This window comes from Aureimonas sp. Leaf427 (assembly GCF_001425485.1).
Classification (GTDB): Bacteria; Pseudomonadota; Alphaproteobacteria; order Rhizobiales; family Rhizobiaceae; genus Plantimonas.
Map to the genome: position 1 here is coordinate 18,830 of NZ_LMQW01000012.1, position 23,329 is coordinate 42,158.

Here is a 23,329-nt window from a genome sequence, read left to right on the forward strand (position 1 = left end):
CGACCGCATGTCCATTCGCAAGAGAACGGGGGCCGTGAAGGGCCCGATGCTCGGCCTTCTGATCGCGGCGGGCGCGAGCCTTGCCGCCGTTCCGGCCGAGGCCGCGGGCGAGCTCAACATCTACAACTGGGGCAACTACACCAATCCCGAACTCATCAAGAAGTTCGAGGCCGCGTATCAGGTCAAGGTGACGGTCACCGACTACGACTCGAACGACACCGCGCTCGCCAAGGTGAAGGCGGGCGGCCACGGCTTCGACATCGTGGTGCCCTCGGCGAACTTCGTGCCGATCTGGATCGGGGAAGGCCTTCTGACCGAGACCCGGCCGGACGAGATGGAGAACTTCAAGAATGTCGACGAGCGCTGGCGCGACGTGCCCTTCGATCCCGGCCGGCACTACACCGTTCCCTGGCAGTGGGGCACGACCGGCATCACGGTCAACACTTCGCTCTACAAGGGCGACATCAACACGTCCGCCATCTTTCTCGACCCGCCGGAGGAGCTGAAGGGTAAGATCAACGTCCTGCCCGAAATGACCGACGTGATGACGCTCGCCATTCGCTATGTCGGCGGCCAGCCCTGCACGGCCGACAAGACCATCCTGAAGAAGGTCCGCGACAAGCTGACGGCGGCCAAGCCCTATTGGCTGTCGATGGACTACGCCACGATCGAGAAGTTCATCAAGGGCGACATGGGCGCCGGGACGGACTGGAACGGCACGGCCTTCCGCGCCCGCCTCCAGAACCCGGCCATCGCCTACGGCTATCCGAAGGAGGGCTACGTCGTCTGGCAGGACAGCGTCGCCGTCCTCAAGGACGCCAAGAACGTCGAGAACGCCAAGCTCTTCCAGAACTTCATCATGGACCCGGAGAACGCCGCGCTGATCTCGGCCTTCGCGCGCTATGCCAACGGCGTGAAGGGCTCGGAAGCCTTCATGCCGGCCGACATGAAGGACGCGCCGGAGATCAAGATCCCGGAGGAGTTCGTCGCCGCCGGCTCCTTCCAGCTCGTCTGCCCGCCGGAGGCGCAGAAGCTCTACACGGCGATCTGGACCGAGCTGCAGAAATAGCTCAGGGCCCGGCCTTCAGCCGGCGGAGATAGTCCCTGGAGGCGTCGACCAGCGCCTCCAGGCCGGCCTCGGCCTCCGCCTCGTCCTGCAGCGAAAAGACCTGCAGGATCAGCCCGTCGATCCCGCAGAGCACGAAGCGGCCGAGCGCCTCGGCGATTTCCTGGCGACGGTCCGCCGGCAGTTCGTCGCCGACCGCCAGGAGATCGGCATAGACGCCGATGTAGCTGCGGTACTGACGGGCGGCGAGCCATTCGCTGCCCTTCGTCCGCAGCGCGTAGAGCGTCAGCTCGATCTGGGCGATCTGGCGCCCGCGCGTGCCCGACACATGGCGCCAGGAGGCGCGCACGATCTCGGCGATCCGCGTGTCGAGGTCGCCCGCGCCGGCCACCATGCGCAGCGCGCGCTCGATCATGTCGGCGTTCAGCGCTTCGAGAACGGCGAGGAGAAGGGCTTCCTTGCTGTCGAAATGATAGTGCAGCGTCGCCAGCTGGACGCCGGCGGCCGAGGCGATCCGGCGCGTGGTGACGTCGCCGATGCCATGCTCTTCGAGCGTGCGGATCGCGCCCTCGATGATCCGGGCCCGGGTCTCGATGCTTTTCGGCGTGCGGACCGACACGGGCGGCGATGCCGGGATTTCGGGACGATCATCGTTTTTGGTCATTTGACTGAATTTCACGTCCGGCTTAGCCTTCCCTCGATCCGATCTCGACGACGAACTGCCGAGCCTTCCGCCCCAAACGTCTCGTTCCACAACCGTCTCGTTCCACAACAAGGTCGACCACCGCCATGCTGGACAGCCCGAAGAACCACAACGACACGCTCACCCGCTCCATGCTCTACCCCTTCGCCAACGTGACGCATCTGGCGAAGAACCCGCCGCTGGAGATCGTCGGCGGCGAGGGCGTCCATGTCTTCGACCGAACGGGCAAGCGCTACATCGACGGACAGGCCGGGCTCTGGAACGTCAACGTCGGCCATGGGCGCGAGGAGATCAAGGCGGCGATCCGCGACCAGCTCGACAAGATCAGCTACTATTCCGTCTTCGGCGGCACCACCGTCACGCCGGCCGTCGAGCTCGCCGATCTCCTCTGCGAGATGACCGCGCCGGAGGGCATGGTGCGGGCCTTCTTCTCCTCCGGCGGCTCGGAGGCGGCGGAGGCTTCCTTCAAGCTGGTGCGCCAGTACTGGCGCCAGCGCGGCCAGCCGACGCGCACCAAGATCGTCTCGCTGAAGCGCGCCTATCACGGCGTGACGCTCGGCGCGCTCTCCTCCAACGGCACCACGGCCTATCGCGAGGCCTACGAGCCCCTGGTGCCCGGCTTCTTCCAGGTCGAGACGCCGCATCTCTACCGCAATCCCTTCACGAACGACCACGAGGCGCTCGGGCGCCTCTGCGCCGAGCTTCTGGAGCGCGAGATCCTCTACCAGGGCCCGCAGACGGTCGGCGCCTTCATCGCCGAGCCCGTGCAGGGCGCCGGCGGCGTCATCGTTCCGCCCGCCAATTTCTGGCCGCTGGTGCGCGAGGTCTGCGACCGACACGACATCCTCTTCATCGCCGACGAGGTCGTGACCGGCTTCGGGCGCCTCGGCTCAATGATGGGCTCGCGGCATTGGGGCGTGAAGCCCGACATCATGAACTTCGCCAAGGGCATCAACAGCGGCTACGTGCCGCTCGGCGCGACGATGATGAACGCCAAGGTCGCCGACGCCTTCATCACCGACGACGACGCGCAGTTCAGCCCCGCCGCCTTCTTCCACGGCAACACCTATGCCGGCCATCCCCTTGCCTGCGCGGCCGCCATCGCCAATATCCGCATCGTCGCGGACGAGAACCTGCCCGACAATGCCGGCCGCGTCGGCGCCTATTTCCTGGAGCGGCTGAAGGACGTGCAGACCCGGCACCCCATTCTCGGCGACGTGCGCGGTCTCGGCCTGATGATCGGCGTCGAGCTGGTCTCGGACCCCGAGACCAAGCAGCCCTTCGATCTCGGCCAGAATGTCGGCGCGCGCATCGCGGACCATTGCCGCCAGCGCGGCGTCCTCATCCGAAACCTTGCCGACACGTTCATCATCTCGCCGCCGCTGACGCTGGGAACCGGCGAGGTCGATGAAATGGTGGACGCGTTCGAAGAGGCCCTCGGTCGGATCTGACCACAACGCGCGGGCCTCGGCACCCCCCGGCTTCGGCAGCGATCGCTCTGCCGAAGCCGGGGGATTTCAGGCGCGGTCGTCTCGAAAGCAGACGAGGTCGATTTCGACCAGGGCTTGACGCCCCAGGGCCGAAACGCCGACCGTGGTGCGGCCGGGCAAGGGGCCGGTCGCACCGAAATGCCTGCCGTAGACGCCGTTGAACGCCGCGAAATCGCGCTCGAACTCCTTGAGGTAGATTCGAACGAACACGACATCGGCGAAGCGATATCCCGTGTGCGCGAGAATGCGGCGGAGGTTCTCGAAGCAAAGCTCAGCCTGCGCGACGATACCGTCGCTGAGGGGCGCCTCGGGATCGTCGGGGTCCGTGGGAAGCTGACCCGTGACATGGAGCCAGCCACCCGCCTCCACGGCATGCGACCACAGCGAGGAGGGCGGCGGCGGGCTGGCATCGGGAACGATGTGATGGACGATCCGGCTCATGGCGTTTCCTTCGGATGGGGTAGAAAAGCGGTTTCGCCAGAGAAATCGAGTTCGGCCACCGCTCGTTCGAAGCAGGCCAGCGGTGCCTCGGCGACCCCGACACCGATCCAACCCGTTGCCCCGTCCCGGTGGGCGATGCCGGTGTGGATTCGCACGTTCCTGGCCTCGGCAACGACACGACGTGCGTCCAAGCCGAGCCCAATGCCGTCGCGACCTGCGAGAACCGGGGTTATTCTTTGGTTTCTGTCGACGAATAGGCGCCGCATGTCTCGGCCCGCCTCGCGTGCTTCGCCCCAATCGCACGTCATCGCCCGAGCCAGCTCCGGCGCGGCATGCGCGACCGTTCCGCCCAATCCGTATGCCTCCATGATCGCGCTGTCGCCGAGATCGTGCTGGGCGTCCTTGCGGTCGAAGGGCGGAAAAAAGGCGCCGTCCGGAACCGTCGCGGGCGCGCGGAACCACCGACCTCCAGCGCCAGCGATGCGGATCGCGCAATCGACGCCATTGCGGGAGATCGCCGTGACAAGCGATGATCCACGAATACCTTGCGCGCGATCGAGACAGAGCTTGGCGGCGGCCATGGCATAATTGAGGAAGTGTTGCGGGTTTCCAAGAAGCCATTCCGCGACCGCCCCGTCGAGTCCTCGCAGAGACCGAACGAAGGCCAGCATGCCGCCGATGTTGCGCTGATGGACGTCGTCCCCAAGGCCGACGGCATCGTCAAGGAGCGGCAGGATCGCAAGGCCTCCCTCGGGAATCGCTTCGGCGATCGCAATGGCGAGAACCTCGTCCTGCCAACGCAGGCCCGCGGCGACCGTTTCGTCGTAAACGCCGAAGCGAAGCACTTTGCGCCCCGCCTCCGCGAGCGTTGCATAGGTGACGGCTGAACCGGCGCCGTCGTGCACCCGAAAGACGATTTGGCTCGGCCGAACAACCCCGGCCATCGGGGACACCGTCCCGAGGTCATGGTTCGATTTGAGGCCGATCTTCCCGTTTCGGATCAGCGATCCGGCCTCGGAGAGCGTGCCGGCCCAGCCCTCATGCAGGACGGCCCCCGCGAGCGCGTTAAAAACCGTCGCGGGAATTTCGTCCAGCGAACAGAATGGCGGCCCGGCATGTCCGAGTTGCCCTTCGGCAAGACCGAGAGCTGATCCGGCGCGCTCCAAGCCCGAGAGGATCGGGCGAGCGCCCGCGATGCGCTCCAGGGCAATGGCGTTCGCGCTCACGCTGCGCCACCGGTCTGTGCCCTGTGCCGGGCCAGAAACGATCTCGCGCGCTCGGTCCGAGGATGGGTAAAGAACACTTCCGGCGGCGCCGTCTCTACGATGCGGCCCTCGTCCATGAAGACGATGCGGTCCGCGACCTCCCTCGCGAAATGCATCTCGTGCGTCACCACCAGCATGGCCTGCCCTTGCTTTGCCAAGTCGCGCATGACGTTCAGCACCTCCCCCACGAGTTCGGGATCGAGTGCAGACGTCGGCTCGTCGAACATGATGATAGGCGGGCGCACCGCCAAGGCGCGGGCGATCCCGACGCGCTGCTTCTGCCCGCCGGACAGTGCCGAGGGATAGGCATCATGTTTCCCCGACAACCCGACGCGATCGAGCAGGGCGGCGGCTTCCACGCGGACGTCTGCCTTCGCTCGCCGCTGGACGTGAAGCGGCGACTCCATGACGTTCTCGATCGCCGTCAGATGCGGCCAGAGAGCGAAGCTTTGGAAGACCATGCCGAGTCGGGTGCGCAGGCGCGATAGCTGCCGGTCCGACAAGAAACGGCCATCCGGCCGGATGCCGATAGGTTGCCCCTCCAGCGTCACGGCTCCGGAATCGGGCCGCTCGAGCCAGTTCACACATCGCAGCAGTGTGGACTTGCCGGACCCTGATGGTCCCAGAATGCAGACGGTCTCTCCTTCCGCGACATCGAGATCGATGCCATCCAGAACGAGTTGAGAGCCGAAACGCTTGGACAGACCCGCAAGCGACAGGAGGGGAACAGGCGAAGACGACCTCATCCGCGGTAGCGCCTGGTGCGTCGATCGTAGATCGCGACGAAAGTTTCCACGCCTAGACAGATGATCCAGTAGAGGACGATCGCCGATAGAAATGCGGCGAAAGGGACGTAATAGTTGGATTGGATGCTGTTGGAGACGGCTGTCAATTCCGGGACCGCGATGATGGCGAGGAACGAGCTGTCCTTCACCACTTGGATCGCCTGATTGCCAAGTGTCGGAACCGTCGAGAGAAAGACGGCCGGCAGCACCACACGGCGCGTCAGCTGCAACCCGAAAAGGCCGAACGCTTCACCCGCTTCGATCTGGTCTTTGGGAACGCCAAGCCAGCCGCCCTTCAGCGCTTCGGCGACATAGGCCGCATTGTACACGACGAGGGTCAAAAGGCCTGCAGTCCAATTGTCGAGCCGCAGGCCATAGAGCGGCAAGGCGTAGTAGACGAGGTAGACGAGCAGCAGAAACGGCGAACACCTCATCAGAGCCACGAAGAGCAAAACGATCCGCGCGGCGACGCGAAAGCGGCTCATGAGGACGATAGCGAGGAGAATGCCAAGCGCCAGCGCGCCGGCGAAGCCGAGCATCGCAAAAGCCAGAGTGTTGGTAAAGCCCGCTGCCAGCTCGTCTCGGTGATCCCATACGACATCGATACCTTGAAAGATCATAGGCTTGGATACCTCTGTCCGCGCTCCAGCCGCCGCTGCGTGAGCACGAGCGAGGCGACGATCGCAATGTAGAAACCGAGCGCTAGAAGAAGCGGCGGCAGGGGTTCGTAGGTTTCCGCGCCGATCCGGACGGCTGCCCGCGTGAGATCGACAAGCCCGATGATGGCGACGGCCGGGCTGTTCTTCACGATGACCGTCATCTCGTTTACCAGCGCCGGGAGCGCCACGCGAACGGCCTGCGGCAGCACGATGCGGCGGATCATCAATGCCCGATGCATGCCGACCGCCCGCGCCGCCTCAATCTGCTCCTTTGGAAAGGCATTCAAGACGCCGCGCCAGATTTCCGCGTGGAAGGCGGACGTGTTCAAGCTCATCGAAAGCACCGCCGCGCCGAACGCCGGAATGTCGAAGCCGACGTTCGGCGCGAGAAAAAAGATCAAAAGCGTCAGGGTCAGAAGGGGCGTCGCCCTCAAGAGACTGATCCAGGCGACAAGCAGCGGCGTCAGCAAAGGCGGGCGCAGCCATCGGAGCAGGCCAAGCAAAAGTCCGAGGAGCGACCCACAGAGAATGCTACAGATGCCAAGCGCCACCGTGACGAGGCCGCCCTCGCAAAGGGACCAGAAACCGCCGGTGGTCACGGGAAACCGCGTCAGTATTCCGAAACGAAACCGTCCGGAAGATCAGGAAACGTCGTGCCGAACCACTTCGTCTGCAGCGCCTCGATCGTACCGTTCCGGCGCTGCTCCTTCAGGAATTCGTCGAGATAGGCGCGAAGGGTGTCATTTCCCTTCGCCACGGCCCATGCGACATAGGTCTTGCTTGAAACGGGCTCCCCGATTTCGAAGACGTCTGGCTTTTCGCGCAGCAGCGTCTGCAAGCCGATGATGTTGTTGACCACATAGTCGGTCCGGCCGAGCGCGAGATCCTGATAGGCCTCGGGGTAGGACGTGTACTGTTCGGCCTTGCCAAGCTTGCCGCTCGTCTTGGCCAGCAGCGTTTCGAGTTCGGGCAGGCGCTGATACATGGCACTGCCCGCTTGGATGCCGAAGCTCAAGCCGTTCAGATCGGCAACGGACTTGATGCGATCGTCACCCTTGCGTTTGACGTAGTAGATGGTGGCCTCGGCGATCGGCACCGTGAAATCGAGGGACTTCTGCCTGTCCTTGGTGATGAGAAGCCCGGTGATCGCTGCGTCGTACTTGCCGCTGACGACACCGGCGAGAAGGCCGGTGAACGGAATGATCTCCTGCCGGACCTCGATCGGCCCGCGTTCGTTAAGCTTCTCCAAGAGTTCGTTATCGAAGCCGGTCGGCTTGCCATCTTGGACGAACTCGAAGGGACGGAAATCGTCTTCCGTCACCGCCGTCAGATGACCGCGGGCCTTGATCTCGTCGAGCGACGCCGCCGAAGCGGAGCCAAACAGGGAGACGACGGCCAAGGCCGTCAAAGAAAGGCGGGGCAACGAACGCGCGCCGACGGTATTTCGCATCTGCATGATACTCACCTGAACCCAACCTGCCATCGAGAACGGAGCGGACCCGCAAGCAGGTTCGTCTCTGAGACAGTCATAGGATCAGCTATCGGCCCCCGCTTGAAAGCTTTCCTTTTCCAATCATCCGGCCCGCACCGGGAATTTCCATCTCATTCCGACGGGCCCGCAGGATGCGAAGCGTCGAGCCTCGGTCTCTTCGCAAAAGTTTTGTCGCGTTTCGCCATCCTCCTGCCGCATCGCTCGACTTCGTTCATCCAGCGCGCCGCCACATTCGATGAGATCGCCGGCTTCTGCGTCTTCGTCGCTCGCTTGGTTGAAGAACGGACCGGCCTCGTACGCTCCTGAGCGACATCACCGCGATCACCGCTCTTCGGCCCGCGGTCCTAACCGGCAACGGCTGATGATCCCAATCGCGGGCTCATGTTCAGCCGACGGCGAACGCCTTGCGAAAGGTCGCAATAATCGTCCGCTAATTGTCTATTTCATGGATAGATTTATCTGTTCGGCTGTCTGGCAGGCGTTCATCCTTCGGCAAGGTCGTCCATCCGGCGACATGGCACGGCGCGGCATCTCGGGGGATGCTCGTCTTTGAAGGGGAATGACGATGAAGACCGCGAACCTGTTTCTGGCCGCCCTCGTGGGCTCCGTCGCGCTTCTGGGGGCCTTCGGCGCCGAGGCCGCGGACAAGAAAGTCACCGTCGCCTACCAGACGGATGCCCTCCCCTCCTCCGTCGCGATCGCCAATGGCGAGTTCGCCAAGGCCACGGGCTACGAGATCGACTTCCGCAAGTTCGATTCCGGTGCCGAGATCTTCGCCGCGCTCGCCTCCGGCGACGTGCAGGTCGGCTATGTCGGATCGAGCCCCTTCGCGGCGGCGACCTCGCGGGGCCTCGACGTTCGCGCCTTCCAGCTGGCCTCCATTTCGGGCACCGACGAAGCGCTCGTCGTGCGCGACGGCTCCGGCATCTCCTCGCTCGCCGACCTGAAGGGCAAGAAGCTCGCGGCGGCCCCGGTCTCGACCGACCATTATCAGCTCCTCGCCCTCATCAAGAGCCTCGGCCTCAGCGAATCCGACGTCGAGGTCTTCGCCATTCCCCAGCCGGAGATCGTGGCCGCCTATAGTCGCGGGGATATCGACGGCGGTTTCGTCTGGGACCCCGCGCTGAGCGAGCTGAAGAAGAACGGCAAGGTTCTCATCACCTCGAAGGAGGTCGCCGAGAAAGGCTCGCCCACCTTCTCGGCCTGGGTCGCCGCCGGATCGTTCGCGGACGAGAACCCGGACTTCCTGAAGGCCTTCGCCGGCGTCGTGAACGCCTCCTACGCCTCCTTTGCCAAGGACCCGGCCGCCTGGGGACCGACGAGCGAGAACGCCAAGGTGCTGGCGCAGTTTCTCGGTGGCACGCCCGAGCAGCAGGCCGCGGCCCTGAAGAACCTCAACCTTCTGCCCGCCGAGACGCAGGCCTCCGCCGCCTGGCTCGGCGGCGGCGAGGCCTCGGGCGCCGCCAAGATCCTCAAGGACACCGCCCAGTTCCTGAAGGACCAGGGCAAGGTCTCGAAGGTCCTCGACAGCTACGCTGCGTTCGTCACGCCATCGGCGGTGGCCCTCACGAACTAGAGCCTGTCAGGTTCATACTGAACCAGACAGGCTCTCGATTCCTTTGTTGTCGTTTGTCTTTTCGGGATAACCGGTTTCCACTTATCCCTGACAAACTCAAAGGCGCAGCCGCGGGCCGCGCGTCTCCTCCCGAGCGCGGCCCGCCCCCATCCAAACCTTCGAGGATACCGGCCATGCTGAAGGTCGATCACGTCACCATCCACTTCGAAGGCCGGGACGGCCGAACCGTCCACGCGCTCGACCGCGTCTCGCTCGACATTCCCGAACGCGGGTTCGTCGTGGCCTTGGGAACGTCCGGCTGCGGCAAGTCCAGCCTGCTCAATGCCATCGCGGGCTTCCTGCCGGTCTCGGAGGGCTCGATCACCCTCGACGGACGCCCGATCGAAGGGCCGGGCGCCGATCGGGGCGTCGTGTTCCAGAAAGACACGCTGCTGCCCTGGGCGTCCGTATCGGACAACGTCGCCCTCGGGCTGAAATTCGCGGGCGTCGGGCGGACCGAGCGCCGCGAGCGCGCCGCGGAGCTGCTGCGGCTCGTCGGGCTCGAGGATTTCGGCGGCGCACACCCTTACGAATTGTCCGGCGGCATGCGGCAGCGGGTCGGCATCGCCCGCGCGCTCGCGACGGACCCCGACATCCTTCTCATGGACGAGCCCTTCGGCGCGCTCGACAGCATGACTCGCGAGACGATGCAGGCGCTTCTCGCGCGCATCTGGGACCGGACGGGCAAGCGCATCTTCTTCATCACGCATTCCATCGAGGAAGCGCTGCTTCTGGGCACCGAGGTCGTGGTCATGTCGCCCCGTCCCGGCCGCATCGTCGCGCGCTACAAGACCGATTTCGTCGAAAGCTTCGTCCGCGACGGGGCGGCGCATGCGATCGCGACCCGGCCCGACTTCACGGCGCTCGCCGAGGAGATCCGCGGCATCATCCACCGGCCGGAAGCGCGGAGCCTTGCGGCATGATCGACATCGCCGAACGCTACCACGCCGTCTCGGACGCGGCGGCCACGACAGACCAGCCGCGCCTCGTGCGCCTGCGCGGCTTCGGCGCGGAAGGGCGCCCGACCAAGGCGATCAGCCTCGTCACCGCCGTCGTCATCGTCACGGCGTGGTGGCTCGTCTCGCGCTTCGGGCTGGTGTCGCCGCTCTTCCTGCCGAGCCCGGGCGAGGTCGTGGATCAGGCCGTCCTCATCGCCGCCGACGGCTATGCCGGCGCTTCCCTCTGGAGCCATGTCTCGGCCAGCCTGACGCGCATCGTCACGGCCGCGCTGATCGCCTGTTCGCTCGGCATTCCGCTCGGCCTCCTCATGGGGCTGAACCGGACGGCCAAGGGCGTGCTCGACGTGCCGATCGAGTTCTACTGGCCGCTGCCGCCGCTGGCTTATCTGCCGCTGATGATCATCTGGCTCGGCATCGGCGAAACCTCGAAGATCACGCTCCTCGTGCTCGCCATGTTCGCGCCGATCTGCCTCTCCGCGCAGGCCGGCGTGCGCTCGCTGCCGCTGGAGCGCGTCAACGGCGCGCTGACGCTCGGCGCCAACAGGCGCCAGCTCTTCCTCGACATCGTCCTGCCCTCGGCCCTGCCCGAAATCCTGACGGGCATCCGCATCGCCCTCGGCGTCGGCTGGAGCACGCTGGTGGCGGCCGAGCTGATCGCGGCCAATCGCGGCATCGGCTACATGGTCATGTCCGCCTCGCATTTCCTGGCCACCGACGTCGTCTTCGTCGGCATCGGCATCATCGCGGTCTGCGCCTTCGCCTTTTCCTCGACAATGCGGCTTCTGGAGCGCAGCCTCGTGCCCTGGCGGGGAAAAAGCTGAGACTTCATCGGAAAGGCGACGGGAGCGCCGGGAGACAGACCAAGATTCCAATCTCGTTCGCGTGACGGACAGGAAGCGACAGGGCGCAATGAAGATCGCGAGACTGATCACCTGGAACGTGAAGCGCTTCGCCCGTCGCCGGCCGCATCCGGCGCCGCAGGGTCACGGCAGCCGGCGGATCGTCGCGATGGTGGATGCCGGCTTCAGCTACGACGTGATCCGACGCGAGCTCGGCGTGCGCAATGCCGAGATCGACGGCGCCCTTCGGCAGCATGAGGAAGGCGAACGGTCGTTCCCGCTGCATCCGTGACCGGGCGGCCACGGTCGATGACGCGCAAGAGTGACGCCGCGGGCCATCGGCCAGCCCGCGAACGCCACCGCTTCGAAGGCCCGTCGACCCTTTAGAGCCCAAACCGAAACTCGGACGGGTCGGCTCGGCGGCGCTTTTCGCGCCTCGCTTTGTCGTCGGACTTGCCGATATCACAAGATATCGGCCGCCTTCGCCTCCTCGCGAGACCCAAAAATCACTCGCCGATCCTCAACCGCCGAATTTCCGTTTGGGCTCTCAGCTTGGAGCGAAGGGCGATCCGGGCACGAGGAGATCGGCGTGATGGGCGCGCGCGACGTCGGGATGCGACCGAAGCCGGCTTTTCAGATGGTTCTGGCCGACCTCCCGGAAGATCGGATTGAGCGGATCGACGCTGACGCCGCGCTCCTCGCGCTTCAGCTCCGGCGGCAGATCGATGACGGGAACGGTCGCGTCGTAGCGGGCGCCGAGAAAGAAGGCGACCGAGAACCGCTCGGTTCCCGCCGCCGGCGTGACGACGCCATGGACATCGGCCCTGACGAAACCGTTCGTCGCAAGCTCCAGAAGCTCGCCCGTGTTGATGACGAAGGTGCCGGGCACGGGCGGCGCGTCGATCCAGACGCCGTCCTCGGTGCGCACGCGAAGCCCCGGCGTCACGTCCTGCAGAAGCACGGTTACGAGGCCGCCGTCCTTGTGCGCGCCGACGCCCTGGTCGGACCCCGCCTGATCGCGGCCGGGATAGCGGATGATCTTCAGAAGCTGCGAGGGCTGCGGTTCGTAGATCGGCGCGAAGACGTCCTCGTCCTGATCGAGGGCCGCGGCGAAGGCTTTCAAAAGGTCGATGCCGATGCGCGTGACCTCCGCCTGATATCGCAGGAGAAGAGGCTTCAGCTCCGGCAGCGCCTCCGGCCACTGGTTCGGGCCGAGCAGCCGGTTCCAGGGCGGCGTGTCCGGGCCGATCGCGACGGCCTCGCCTTCGGTGTTGACGTCGAGCTGCTCGCGCCAGTCCTGTTCGCCCCGTGTCCGCTCCAGTCCCGGCCCGTTATAGCCGCGAAAGTGAGGCGACTTCACCATCTGGATGGCGAGCTTCTCCTCGGCCGGCAGGGCGAAGAAGCGCTTGGCGGCGGAGAGGACGGAGGCGACGAGATCGGGATCGACGCCGTGGCCGGTCAGATAGAAGAAGCCGTGGTCGTAGAGAATTCGGCGCAGATCGGAGGCGAAGCGGCCGCGCTCTCCGGGCGTCCCGTGGAAGCGCGAGATGTCGAGGGTGGGCAGAGCTGAGACGTGCACGTTCATCGGGTTTTCCTCCTCTGGCCGATGTCGGATGGCTTCGCCGTCCTGGTGGATGGCGCGTGATCGCGGTGATGGACGACAAGGCGCGCCCGCCACGGGCCGCGGGGTCGGGACCGTTTGTCTCCAGCCTCATGAGCGGCGGGCCTCCGCAAACGGCAAGCTGCGAAGGGGCGGTCCGCCCGTCATCGGACCTTAAGTCCATCCGGATAGTAGATTAAGAAAACTTCATCCATTTCGCGGCCGATTTGGAGAATGTCGCTGACGAAGGCGGCGATCTGTCCGAGGGAAAAGCACGCCCGCCCTTCGACGCATCCCGCATTCACCCGGTGCCGCGCCCGTGCGAGCGAGACGGCTTCCGAGATCACACGGTGGACTTCCGATAGGCGGAGACGCGCTTCCGAGGCGCACGCAGCCCGTCACGCGCCGAAGCCGGCCCGGCACAAAATTATCTATCGGATTTGTGTACTTTTAGAATTCGCGTTCGCTTCGGCACTTCGGAACGGAAGATGGCTGTCTCGTCGGAGCCCGCCTCTGCCGCCAGAATGAGTCACGACATCGCGAGGCAGGAGTGAGGGGCGCGGCCCCGATCCTTTCGCCTTCCGACCGGTCCGTCCTTCCGGGCATTGCCCGACGACCCGCGCCCGACCGAAACATCTGGAGACGATGAGCCCATGCCCGACGATCTCGCCCGCACCGTCGAAGCCCCTCGCCGCGTCGAAACGCTGGCGCTCCATGGCGGAACCTATCGCTCGGATCCGACGACGGGCGCCGTCGCCGTGCCGATCTACCAGACGACGTCGTTCCAGTTTCAGGACTCGGACCATGCCGCGCGGCTCTTCTCCCTGGAGGAGCTTGGCAACATCTACTCGCGCGTCAACAATCCGACGGTGGACGCGCTGGAGCAGCGGATCGCCGCGCTCGAGGGCGGCGTCGCGGCGGTCGCGGTCGCATCGGGACAGGCGGCTTCCGCCTTCTCCATCCTCAATCTCGCCGAGGCCGGCGACAATTTCGTCGTCTCCACCGACCTCTACGGCGGCACCTGGACGCTCTTCGCCACGACGCTGAAGCAGTTCGGCATCGAGGCCCGCTTCGTCGATCCGGCGGACCCGGAGAATTTCCGCCGCGCGACCGACGGGAAGACGCGCGCCTACTACGCCGAGACGCTGCCGAACCCGAAGCTCAACGTCTTTCCCGTCGCCGAGGTCGCCCGGATCGGGCGCGAGCTCGGCGTGCCCCTCGTCGTCGACAACACGGCCGCGCCCATCACCGCGCGCCCGTTCGATCACGGCGCGGCGATCGTCGTTCATTCCACGACCAAGTATATCGGCGGGCACGGCACCTCGATCGGCGGCGTGATCGTGGACGGCGGAAACTTCCCCTGGGAGGAGCATGCGGCGCGCTTCCCGCTCCTGACGCAGCCCGATCCTACCTATCACGGCGCGGTCTGGACGGAGGCCGCCAAGGCCCACGGCCCCATCGCCTATGCGCTTCGCGCCCGCGTCCGGCTCCTGCGCGACATCGGAGCCGCACTCTCGCCGTTCAACGCCTTCCAGCTCCTGCAGGGGCTCGAGACCCTGCCGCTGCGCATCCGCCAGCACAATTCCAACGCCATAACGGTCGCGAACCATCTGAGCGGCCATCCGAAGGTTTCCGCCGTCATCTTCCCCGGCCTCCAGAGCGGCGAGCCGCGGCGGCGGGCCGACGCCCTCTTCACCGGCGGCTACGGCGCGCTTCTGGGCTTCGAGCTGGCGGGCGGGCGCGAGGCGGGCCGCCGGTTCATCGACCAGCTGCGCCTCCTCTATCACGTCGCCAATATCGGCGACGCCCGCTCGCTGGCGATCCACCCGGCGTCGACGACCCACTCGCAGCTGAGCGAGGAGGAGCAGCGCGCGACGGGCGTGACGCCCGGCTTCGTGCGCCTCTCCATCGGCATCGAGCATCCCGACGACATCATCGCCGACATCGAGCAGGCGCTCGTCTTCGCCTGACCCGCGCCATCACCCCGCCTGCCGCCTCCCGCTCCCCCAAGACGCGCCCGAAGGAAGACCCCATGACGACCGACAGTCCCGCCGGCACGCGCGGCCTCAGCCGCCGGTCCCTGATCAAGTCGGCGGCCGGGGTCGGCCTCGTCGCCGGCGGGACCGCGATCGCCGGATCGCTCGGCATGCGGCGCGCCATCGCGGGCAATCCCTCGAAGATCCGCCTCGCCTGGACCGAGGTCGCGGCCTGCCACGCCCCGCTCGGCTTCGGCGTCGCCAAGGGCTTCTACGAGAAGCACGATCTCGACGTCGAACTCTTCTACCAGGGCGCCAGCGGCCAGACGCTGATCCAGGCGCTCGCCACCGGAAAGGCCGATGTCGGGGCCGGCCTCATCGGCGACTGGCTGAAGCCGCTGGAACAGGGGTTCGACGTCAAGCTCTTCGTCGGCTCGCATGGCGGCTGCCAGCGCCTCCTCGCCTCCAAGGCATCGGGCGTGACCGATCTGGCCGGCGTGAAGGGCAAGACGATCGCGACCTACGGCATCGGCGCCCCGCCGCAGGTGGCCTTCCAGGTGACGCTGGCCAAGGCCGGGATCGACCCGGAAGCCGACGTCACCTGGAAGGTCGTGCCCTTCGAGCTGGTCGGCGAGGCCGTGAACCGCGGCGATGCGGACATCGCCGCCCATCTCGACCCCTGGGCCTATTCGATCGAGAAGCAGTTCGACTTCATCAAGCTCGCCGACACCCAGACCGGCGTCTACCAGGACCACACCTGCTGCGTTCTCGGCGCGAACGGGCCGTATCTCGACGAGAACCGCGACGCCGTCCGGCGGCTCGCGGAGGCCAATATCGAGATCCACGACTATGTGACGGGCCATGTCGAAGAGGTCGCCGCGTGGTATCTGGAAGCGCTGAAGCCCGCCGGGCTCAGCCTTCCCGATCTCACCGCCGTGATCGGCGGGCTCGTCACGCACAATCACCCGATCGGCCGACCGCTGATCGACCAGATCCAGCGCTCGGCCGAGGATCTGAAGCTGGTGAAGGTCCTGGAGGAGACGACGGACCCCAAGGAATTCGCCGAGCGCGTCACCGTCGATATCCTGAGCTGATCCTCATGAGCGAGGCGGTTCGAACGATCGGGTCCGGCGATATCCGGTTCAAGTCCGATTTTCACGGCATCTGGCATGCCGGCGCCCTCGCGGCGGCCGGCTGGGCTGCCTGCGCGATCGTCACGCTGGCTTTGCCCGACGTCGTCCCCTGGGGCAGCGCCGGCCTTTTCGCACAGATCACGGGCGGGGCCGCCGTCGTCTTCGCGGTCCTGTCGCTGGTGGTCGACCGTCTCGGCCGGGTCGGGCGGACCTTGCGCCATTACGGGCCCTGGTTCGTCGCGATCGGCGTCTGGCTGACCCTCTGGGAGTTCGCCACGGCGAAGTTCGGCTGGCTGCCGAAGCCCTTCTTCTCGCCGCCGCACGGGCTGCTCAACGTCTACGTCACCGATGGCGCCCGGCTTCTGGTCTGCATCGGCTACACGCTGCGCCTCTGGCTTCTCGGCTTCACCTCGGGCGTGATCGTGGGCTTCGGGCTCGGGATCGCGCTCGGCTGGTCCGCGCGCTTCAGCTACTGGGGCATGCCCCTTCTCAAGCTCATCGGCCCCGTGCCGGCGACGGCCTGGATTCCCGTCACCTTCTACTTCTTCCCGACGACCTTCCAGGCCTCGATCTTCATCGTCGCCCTGTCGGCGGGCATTCCACTCGCCATCCTCACCGCCGCCGGCGTCTCCGCCATCGACCGCGCCTATTACGACGTCGCCAAGACGCTCGGAGCCGACGAGCAGTTCCTGATCTTCAAGGTCGCGGTTCCCGGCTGCCTGCCGCATGTCTTCGTCGGCCTGTTCATGGGCCTCTACTACTCCTTCGCGGTTCTCGTCGTCGCGGAGATGCTGGGGGCGAAGTACGGCCTCGGCTGGTACATCCAGTTCCAGACGGCCTATTCCGGCTATGCCAACGTCTATGCGACGCTGATCATCATGGCGCTCCTCTGCGCCGGCATCGTGAAGCTGCTCTTCACCGTGCGCGGCCGGGTCCTCGGATGGCGGGAGGGCTTCATCTGATGTCGGCGCTCGCCAAGCCCCCACAGCATCGCGCCGCGATCGGCCTGTCGATCGAAGGGGTCGCGCATCACTACGATCTCGGCGGCCGGCGCCTGGAAGTCTTGTCCGGCATCGATCTCGACATCGCGCCCGGCGAGTTCGTCGCCCTGCTCGGCCCCTCCGGCTGCGGCAAGTCCACCCTCCTGCGCCTCGCCGCCGGGCTGGAACGCCCGCGGGCCGGGCGCCTGACGGAGGACGGCGTGCCGATCGAGGGGGCGGACCCATCGCGCATCCTCGTCTTCCAGGACCCGACGCTCTTTCCCTGGCGCACCGTCTGGAAGAACGTCGCGACCGGGCTGGAGGCCCGAGGCCTCCTGCCGCGCGAGCGCCATCGCATCGACGACGCCCTGAAGCTCGTCGGGCTCGACGCCTTCGCCACCGCCTATCCGCACCAGCTCTCCGGCGGCATGGCGCAGCGCGTGGCGATCGCCCGCGCGCTGGTCAACGATCCAGCGCTCCTCCTGCTCGACGAGCCCTTCGGAAAGCTGGACTCGCTGACACGCCTTACGATGCAGCGCGAGCTGATCGCGCTCTGGAAGAGGTCGGGCTTCACCGCGCTTCTCGTCACGCACGACGTGGAGGAGGCCCTGCTCCTGGCCGACCGCGTGGTCGTCTTCTCCGACCGGCCGGCACGCATCGTGGCGGAGATCCCCGTGGAGAAGCCGCATCCGCGACGACGCGACGACGCCGACCTCGTGCGGCTGCGGCAGGAGGTGCTGGAACGGCTGGGATTTGCCGGGGATGTCTAGCATGAGGCTGACGACCGGCCTTCAGCTGGCGGGACTCCTGGCGTTCCTCGTCGCCGTCGCCTGGTGGGCGGTGGTCTACACGAAGGTCGTGGACGGCAACTACATGAGCTACGCAGAGGCCGCGCCCTGCGCCCTCATGACCAGCGACCGCTGCTCGCTCGCACAGGCCCTCTGCACCTCCGGCCACACGTTCGGCATCCGGCGCTATTCGGCGGTGCTGCTCTGGACCGGCATCGGCCTCCTCGCCCTCGGCCTCGTTTCCGACGGCCTGAAGCGCCGCTGAACGGAGGGGGCGCGGGCGGCGCGGGCCTCTTGCGCGGCTCGCGACCCGCGCCGCCGCAGCCGCCCGGATCGTCAGGCGAAGAACCGGTTGGCGGGCCGGGGGAGGCCGAGATTGTCGCGGAGCGTCGGGCCCTCGTACTCCGTTCGAAAGAGCCCCCTTCGCTGGAGTTCCGGCACGAGCCTGTCGACCACGTCGTCGAGACCCTCGGGAAGATAGGGGAACATGACGTTGAAACCGTCGGAGCCGCGCGTCTCCAGCCATTCCTCCATCTCGTCCGCGACGGTGCCGGGCGTTCCGACGAAGGACAGGCCGCCATAGCCGCCGAGACGGTTCGCGAGCTGGCGCGTGGTGAGATTCTCGCGCCGTGCCAGGTCGATCGCGCGCTCCCGGCTGCTCTTCGAGGCGTTGCTCTCCGGTATCTCCGGCAGCGGGCCATCGGGATCGAAGCCGCTCGCATCGTGCCCGAGGGCGATCGAGAGGGAGGCGATGGCGTTCGCCTCGGGAACGAAGCCGTCGAGCAGCGCCCGCTTCGCCTTGGCCTCCTCGACCGTCTCTCCCAGCACGACGAAGGCGCCGGGCAGGATCTTCAAATGGTCGGGGTCGCGCCCGAGACGGGCCATGCGTCCCTTCACGTCGGCATAGAAGGCCCGTCCGTCGGGCAGGCCGTTCGGGGCGGAGAACACGACCTCCGCCGTCCGAGCCGCGAGTTCGCGCCCCGGCTCGGAGGCGCCGGCCTGGACGATCACCGGCCAGCCCTGAACGGGCCGCGCGATGTTGAGGGGACCGCGGACGCTGAAATGCTCGCCCTTGTGCGCCAGGACATGCATCCGCGCGGGATCGAGATAGGTGCCGCTCGCCGCATCGCGGGGAAAGGCGTCGTCGGCAAAGGAGTCCCAGAGCCCCGTGACGACGTCGTAGAACTCGCGGGCCCGCTCGTAGCGGTCGCCATGATCGAGATGCGTCTCGAGACCGAAGTTCAGCGCCGCATCGGGGTTCGACGTCGTGACGATGTTCCAGCCGGCTCGACCCCCGCTGATATGGTCGAGCGAGGCGAAGCGGCGCGCGACATGGAACGGCTCATCGAAACTCGTCGAGCCCGTGGCGACGAGCCCGATACGCTCGGTGACGGCGGCGAGCGCCGAGAGGAGCGTGAAGGGCTCGAAGGAGGTGACGGTGTGGCTTCCGCGAAGGGCCTCGACCGGCATGTTGAGGACGGCGAGATGATCGGCCATGAAGAAGGCGTCGAACTTGCCGGCCTCCAACTTCTGCGCCAGGCGCTTCAGCCGAGGAAAGCTGAAATTGGCATCCGGCCAGGCGCCGGGATAGCGCCAGGCGCCAGTGTGGATGCTGACGGGCCGCATGAAGGCTCCGAGCTTCAGCTGTCGACGGGACATGACGCGAAACCTCCATTGCCGACGGTCGGGGATACCTGCGCATCCGGCCGTTGCAGACATGGCGAACGTCTCGGATGCTTCCAAGGCTTCCGACATTCGCGAGCGCACGATCGCACCGGGTTCCACGATCCGAAAGGCACGTCTTGCTCCCGAAGCGCCCCTTCGCGAAACGTTGCCCGGCCCTTTCCTCTCGAACTTGGCGTAAGGATCAAGGTCGGCCCGCCGACCGGCGAGCTGCGATTTCGCCAGCGACGGCGGCCGGCGGACGCGCTCGGCGATGTCGGGGGCGAGGCTGAAAAAGGGACGCTTATGAGCGAGGCACCGAGGATCAGGGTTCGCCCGACAGGCGCGACCGCCACGATGGGCCGAAGCGGCTTCCCGACCGTGGTCTCGGCGACGGGCGGCGAGATCGCGATCAAGACGGGCGCTTCGGAGGCGGGCTTCAACCCGATCGATCTTCTCTACGCCTCGCTGTCGGCCTGCCTTGCGATCAGCGCGCGCGTCGCCGCCGGCAAGCTCGGCGTCCTCGATCGGCTGACGAACGTCGCCGTCGAGGTGACGGGCGAAAAGGCCGAGGACGAGCCCTCGCGCATCGCGCGCTTCGAAATCGACATTCGGATCGCCGGCGACTTCGACGAGGCGACCCGCCGCGAGATCGCCCGAATGGCCGAGGCGGATCTCTGCACGGTCAGCAACACAATCCGCGGCCAGCCCGATTTCGAGGACCGGGTCCGGGACGTCTCGCCGCCACCGCCCCGAAAGAACCCGTAACGGCGGGTTCGGACTTCGAACTTCCCCGCCGATCCGAACCATGGCACGAGCGAGGGAGGGGCCGCCGGATTTCGACCCCGACGGCTCGGGGTCTTCGGCCTCGAACCTCCCCGCACGATCGAGAGACGGCCCCGATGCGCCTTGTCAGCCTTGCCATGTATGCCAGCCCGCCGCCGCTCGCGGAGGCGACGGCAAAGCTCTGGGCCTTTCTGCGCGACGCGCTGCGGGCGGATGGCGTCGCCGATGTGCCCGAAGCGCTGGACGAGACCTTGCGCTACGACGAGTCCTGGCGGCATCCCGATCTTCTGCTCGCCCAGACCTGCGGCTATCCTTATGTCCGGCACCTGCGCGCCAAGGTCCGGCTGGTGGCGACGCCGGTCTATGCGCATCCCGGCTGCGACGGTCCTTCGACATCGAGCTTCATCGCCGTCCACCGCGACAGCGCGGCCACGTCGCTTGAGGACCTGCGCGGCAGTCGGGCGGCCATCAACGAGCCCGACAGCAATTCGGGCGCCAACCTCTTTCGCGCCGCCATCGCTCCGCTCGCCGAGGGCGGCCGCTTCTTCGGCTCGGTCTTGGAGACGGGCGGGCATCGCGCCAGTCTGGAGGCGATCGCCACCGGCAAGGCCGATGTCGCGGCGATCGACTGCGTGACCTTCGGCAACGTGCTGCGCTTCGATCCCGAAACGCTGGCGAGCATCCGGGTTCTGGCGCAGACCGCCAAGGGACCGGGCCTTCCCCTCATCACCCGGGCCGGCGCCTCCGATGCGGAGGTCTCGGCGCTGCGGCGGGCGCTCGCCGCCGCCATCGCGGACCCCGCCCTGGCGGATACGCGCGACACGCTCGCCCTGAAGGATTTCGCCATTCTCTCCGATGCCGACTACCAGCCCCTGGCGGATATGGAGGCGACGGCCCGCCGCCTCGGCTATCCCGCCATCGCCTGAGCGCTCCGGTCGAGCGGGCGATCACGGCGGCGACGATACGCCCTCGGGCCGCGGATAGCGCGCTTGGAGCGAAACCGGTCGGATGCCTTATCTTCAAATCGCTCAGTGAGAAACTGAATGGCCCCGCGCACGTTGTGGATCGCTGTCCGCACGACGTTAGGAGCCGATATGACGAACTCGCGATTTCTGAACGGCTCCGGCGACATGGCGGTGCGCATGCGGGCCGTCGACTGGGCGGCGTCGCCTCTCGGCCTTCCCTCGGGCTGGAGCCGCTCGCTGAAGACGCTGGTCGGGCTGATGCTCGCCTCGCGGCAGCCGATGTACGTCACCTGGGGCGAAGAGGGGTATCTGCTCTACAACGACGCCTATTCGACCCTCCTGCAGAGCAAGCATCCGGCCGCTCTCGGGCGGCCGATGCATGAGGTCTGGCGGGAGATCTGGCACGAGATCGAGCCGCTGGTCGCCACGGTCTTCGAGGGCGACTCCGTGCACTTCGACGACATCACCCTGCATGTCGATCGGAACGGCAGAACGGAGGAAGCGCATTTCGCCTTTTCCTACACGCCAGTCTTCGACGAGAGCGGCACGGTCGCCGGCCTCTTCTGCGCCTGCAACGAGACGACCGAGCAGATCCTCGCCGAGCAGGCGGCGAAGGCCGCGCTTCTGGCGGCGGAGGAGGCGAACGTCGCCAAGAGCCAGTTCCTGGCCAATATGAGCCACGAGCTGCGCACGCCGCTATCGGCCATCATCGGCTATTCGGAAATGCTGATCGAGGAGGCCGAGGACGGCGCGGAAGCGGGCGAGCTTGCCCGCGACATCCGCAAGATCGAGAGCAATGCCCGCCATCTCCTCGGCCTCATCAACGACGTGCTCGACCTGTCCAAGGTGGAGAGCGGCAAGATGGACCTTTTCGTCGAGGAGTTCGACATTGCCGAGGCCGTCGCCGACGTCGTCTCCACGGCCGAGGCGCTCGTCGCCAAGAAGGGGAACCGGCTCGAGGTCGACGTCGATCCGACCCTCGGCCCGATGTGGAGCGACGTCACCAAGCTTCGGCAGATCCTGCTCAATCTTCTCGGCAATGCCGCCAAGTTCACGCAGGACGGCACCGTCACCCTCTCCGTCCGGCGCGAGGGCGGGATCGTCTCGTTCCACGTGCACGACACGGGCATCGGCATGTCGCCCGATCAGTTGGAGCGGCTCTTCCAGCGCTTCCAGCAGGCGGACGCCTCGACGACGCGCAAGTTCGGCGGCACGGGGCTCGGCCTGTCGCTCACCAAGGCCTTCAGCGAGATGCTCGGCGGCGACGTCTCCGTCGAAAGCGAGCTGGGACGCGGCAGCACCTTCACGCTGCGCCTGCCCGCCCGGACGGCGCCCGATGCGAGCGGCGAGACCGACCTCGCCGCCATCCAGGCGCAGCTGCCCGTCTCGGCGAACGGCGCGGAGAAGAGCTTCGTCCTCGTCATCGACGACGACACGGCCCAGCGCGAGCTGATGACCCGCTTCCTCGCCCGCGAAGGCTTCGGAACGCTGACGGCCGCCGACGGGCCGACGGGCCTTGCCATCGCCAAGGAGATGCGGCCTCGCGCCATCCTGCTCGACGTCATGATGCCCGGCATGGACGGCTGGACGGTTCTCGGTCGCCTGAAGGCGGACCCCGATCTCGCCGAGATCCCGGTCGTCATGGTCACCTTCGTCAGCGAACGGGGTCTGGCCTCTTCGCTGGGCGCTGCGGACTACGTGTCCAAGCCCGTGAACTGGGACAATTTCAAGCAGGTGATGGACCGGTTCCGCAGCGATATCGGCGACGTTCTCGTCGTCGACGACGATGCGGATGCCAGAGCCCGCATCCGCCAGACGCTGGAGCGCGACGGCTGGACCGTCGCGGAGGCCGCCAACGGGCGTGAGGCGCTCGACAGCATCGCCGGCGCGACGCCCCGGGTGATCCTCCTCGACCTCACCATGCCGGTGATGGACGGCTTCTCCTTCCTGCACGCGCTACGGAGCCGGCCAGGCGGCGCGGACATACCCGTCATCGTCCTTTCCGCCCGCGACCTCTCCAACGCCGATCGCGAGCGACTGCAATCGGCGGCGCGGGTCATGACGAAGGGCGAGGCCAGCCTGCAGGACGTCGCCAACAACGTCCGGGCCGTGACGGGCTGATCGT

General features: G+C 66.6%; 23 protein-coding genes. 14 read left to right on the forward strand and 9 right to left on the reverse strand.

All coding sequences use genetic code 11. The features are described from left to right. The first annotated feature begins 7 nt into the window (after window positions 1-7). Window positions 8-1,069, forward strand: a complete 1,062-nt coding sequence (locus tag ASG62_RS08315) for an extracellular solute-binding protein (RefSeq protein ID WP_056687741.1) — start codon at window positions 8-10, stop codon at window positions 1,067-1,069. Between the two features lies 1 nt (window position 1,070). On the opposite strand, the gene ASG62_RS08320 is transcribed toward ASG62_RS08315, so the two are convergent. Continuing rightward, the gene (locus tag ASG62_RS08320) at window positions 1,071-1,730 is read right to left on the reverse strand and encodes a TetR/AcrR family transcriptional regulator (RefSeq protein ID WP_056687744.1); all 660 of its coding nucleotides are present in this window, start codon (window positions 1,728-1,730) and stop codon (window positions 1,071-1,073) included. A gap of 125 nt (window positions 1,731-1,855) precedes the next feature. On the opposite strand from ASG62_RS08320, the gene ASG62_RS08325 reads away from it, so the two are divergent. Continuing rightward, a complete protein-coding gene (locus ASG62_RS08325) occupies window positions 1,856-3,220 on the forward strand; it encodes an aminotransferase class III-fold pyridoxal phosphate-dependent enzyme (protein WP_082536851.1) in 1,365 nt (454 codons plus the stop codon). Window positions 3,221-3,286: 66 nt separating this feature from the next. Here the strand turns inward: ASG62_RS08325 and ASG62_RS08330 are convergent, their stop codons facing one another. Genes ASG62_RS08330 through ASG62_RS08355 form a run of 6 tightly spaced genes read right to left on the reverse strand, consistent with a single transcriptional unit; the run spans window position 3,287 to window position 7,865 of the window. After that, the gene (locus tag ASG62_RS08330) at window positions 3,287-3,700 is read right to left on the reverse strand and encodes a RidA family protein (RefSeq protein ID WP_056687746.1); all 414 of its coding nucleotides are present in this window, start codon (window positions 3,698-3,700) and stop codon (window positions 3,287-3,289) included. Then, entirely contained in the window at window positions 3,697-4,926 is a 1,230-nt protein-coding gene (locus ASG62_RS08335) for a DUF1116 domain-containing protein (RefSeq protein ID WP_200944627.1), read from the reverse strand. Before ASG62_RS08335 ends, ASG62_RS08330 begins: the two co-directional genes overlap by 4 nt. Further along, window positions 4,923-5,711, reverse strand: a complete 789-nt coding sequence (locus tag ASG62_RS08340) for an amino acid ABC transporter ATP-binding protein (RefSeq protein ID WP_056687751.1) — start codon at window positions 5,709-5,711, stop codon at window positions 4,923-4,925. Before ASG62_RS08340 ends, ASG62_RS08335 begins: the two co-directional genes overlap by 4 nt. Next, the gene (locus ASG62_RS08345; RefSeq protein ID WP_056687753.1) at window positions 5,708-6,370 is read right to left on the reverse strand and encodes an amino acid ABC transporter permease; all 663 of its coding nucleotides are present in this window, start codon (window positions 6,368-6,370) and stop codon (window positions 5,708-5,710) included. Before ASG62_RS08345 ends, ASG62_RS08340 begins: the two co-directional genes overlap by 4 nt. After that, window positions 6,367-7,008 carry an amino acid ABC transporter permease gene (locus tag ASG62_RS08350; protein ID WP_056687756.1) on the reverse strand — a complete coding sequence of 214 codons (642 nt, stop codon included), beginning with the start codon at window positions 7,006-7,008 and terminating at the stop codon, window positions 6,367-6,369. Before ASG62_RS08350 ends, ASG62_RS08345 begins: the two co-directional genes overlap by 4 nt. A gap of 11 nt (window positions 7,009-7,019) precedes the next feature. Further along, window positions 7,020-7,865, reverse strand: coding sequence for a transporter substrate-binding domain-containing protein (locus ASG62_RS08355; protein ID WP_082536852.1), 846 nt, complete (start codon window positions 7,863-7,865; stop codon window positions 7,020-7,022). Window positions 7,866-8,466: 601 nt separating this feature from the next. Between ASG62_RS08355 and tauA the strand changes: the two genes are divergently transcribed. From tauA to ASG62_RS08375, 4 genes are all read left to right on the forward strand, one after another. Beyond that, on the forward strand, window positions 8,467-9,477 hold the full coding sequence (gene tauA / locus ASG62_RS08360; protein WP_056689321.1) for a taurine ABC transporter substrate-binding protein: 1,011 nt from the start codon (window positions 8,467-8,469) through the stop codon (window positions 9,475-9,477). A gap of 173 nt (window positions 9,478-9,650) precedes the next feature. After that, entirely contained in the window at window positions 9,651-10,439 is a 789-nt protein-coding gene (locus ASG62_RS08365; protein ID WP_056687758.1) for a taurine ABC transporter ATP-binding protein, read from the forward strand. A gap of 5 nt (window positions 10,440-10,444) precedes the next feature. Next, window positions 10,445-11,296, forward strand: coding sequence for an ABC transporter permease subunit (locus tag ASG62_RS08370; protein WP_413814193.1), 852 nt, complete (start codon window positions 10,445-10,447; stop codon window positions 11,294-11,296). An 88-nt stretch (window positions 11,297-11,384) separates the two neighbouring features. Further along, window positions 11,385-11,606 carry a hypothetical protein gene (locus tag ASG62_RS08375; RefSeq protein WP_056687764.1) on the forward strand — a complete coding sequence of 74 codons (222 nt, stop codon included), beginning with the start codon at window positions 11,385-11,387 and terminating at the stop codon, window positions 11,604-11,606. Between the two features lie 255 nt (window positions 11,607-11,861). On the opposite strand, the gene ASG62_RS08380 is transcribed toward ASG62_RS08375, so the two are convergent. After that, a complete protein-coding gene (locus ASG62_RS08380) occupies window positions 11,862-12,899 on the reverse strand; it encodes an isopenicillin N synthase family dioxygenase (protein ID WP_056687767.1) in 1,038 nt (345 codons plus the stop codon). A 668-nt stretch (window positions 12,900-13,567) separates the two neighbouring features. On the opposite strand from ASG62_RS08380, the gene ASG62_RS08390 reads away from it, so the two are divergent. The 5 genes from ASG62_RS08390 to ASG62_RS08410 all read left to right on the forward strand — a co-directional run bounded on the left by ASG62_RS08390 (window position 13,568) and on the right by ASG62_RS08410 (window position 18,056). Then, window positions 13,568-14,884: an O-acetylhomoserine aminocarboxypropyltransferase/cysteine synthase family protein gene (locus ASG62_RS08390; RefSeq protein WP_056687772.1), complete on the forward strand. Its 1,317-nt coding sequence runs from the start codon at window positions 13,568-13,570 to the stop codon at window positions 14,882-14,884. A 62-nt stretch (window positions 14,885-14,946) separates the two neighbouring features. Beyond that, complete coding sequence (locus ASG62_RS08395; RefSeq protein ID WP_056687774.1) at window positions 14,947-15,984, forward strand: ABC transporter substrate-binding protein; 1,038 nt, start codon at window positions 14,947-14,949, stop codon at window positions 15,982-15,984. Between the two features lie 5 nt (window positions 15,985-15,989). After that, a complete protein-coding gene (locus ASG62_RS08400) occupies window positions 15,990-16,985 on the forward strand; it encodes an ABC transporter permease (RefSeq protein ID WP_056687777.1) in 996 nt (331 codons plus the stop codon). Beyond that, window positions 16,985-17,773, forward strand: a complete 789-nt coding sequence (locus tag ASG62_RS08405; protein ID WP_056687780.1) for an ABC transporter ATP-binding protein — start codon at window positions 16,985-16,987, stop codon at window positions 17,771-17,773. Before ASG62_RS08400 ends, ASG62_RS08405 begins: the two co-directional genes overlap by 1 nt. Window position 17,774: 1 nt before the next feature. Next, window positions 17,775-18,056, forward strand: coding sequence for a hypothetical protein (locus ASG62_RS08410; RefSeq protein WP_056687781.1), 282 nt, complete (start codon window positions 17,775-17,777; stop codon window positions 18,054-18,056). Between the two features lie 71 nt (window positions 18,057-18,127). Here ASG62_RS08410 and ASG62_RS08415 read toward each other — a convergent pair whose 3' ends face one another. Continuing rightward, window positions 18,128-19,450, reverse strand: a complete 1,323-nt coding sequence (locus ASG62_RS08415; protein ID WP_056687784.1) for an LLM class flavin-dependent oxidoreductase — start codon at window positions 19,448-19,450, stop codon at window positions 18,128-18,130. Window positions 19,451-19,759: 309 nt separating this feature from the next. On the opposite strand from ASG62_RS08415, the gene ASG62_RS08420 reads away from it, so the two are divergent. From ASG62_RS08420 to ASG62_RS08430, 3 genes are all read left to right on the forward strand, one after another. Beyond that, window positions 19,760-20,221 carry an OsmC family protein gene (locus ASG62_RS08420; RefSeq protein ID WP_056687787.1) on the forward strand — a complete coding sequence of 154 codons (462 nt, stop codon included), beginning with the start codon at window positions 19,760-19,762 and terminating at the stop codon, window positions 20,219-20,221. 134 nt (window positions 20,222-20,355) lie between these two features. Beyond that, window positions 20,356-21,165 (forward strand): phosphate/phosphite/phosphonate ABC transporter substrate-binding protein, encoded by an 810-nt coding sequence (locus tag ASG62_RS08425; protein WP_056687790.1) that lies wholly within the window; start codon window positions 20,356-20,358, stop codon window positions 21,163-21,165. A 168-nt stretch (window positions 21,166-21,333) separates the two neighbouring features. Next, complete coding sequence (locus ASG62_RS08430; protein ID WP_056687793.1) at window positions 21,334-23,325, forward strand: response regulator; 1,992 nt, start codon at window positions 21,334-21,336, stop codon at window positions 23,323-23,325. Window positions 23,326-23,329 lie beyond the last annotated feature (4 nt).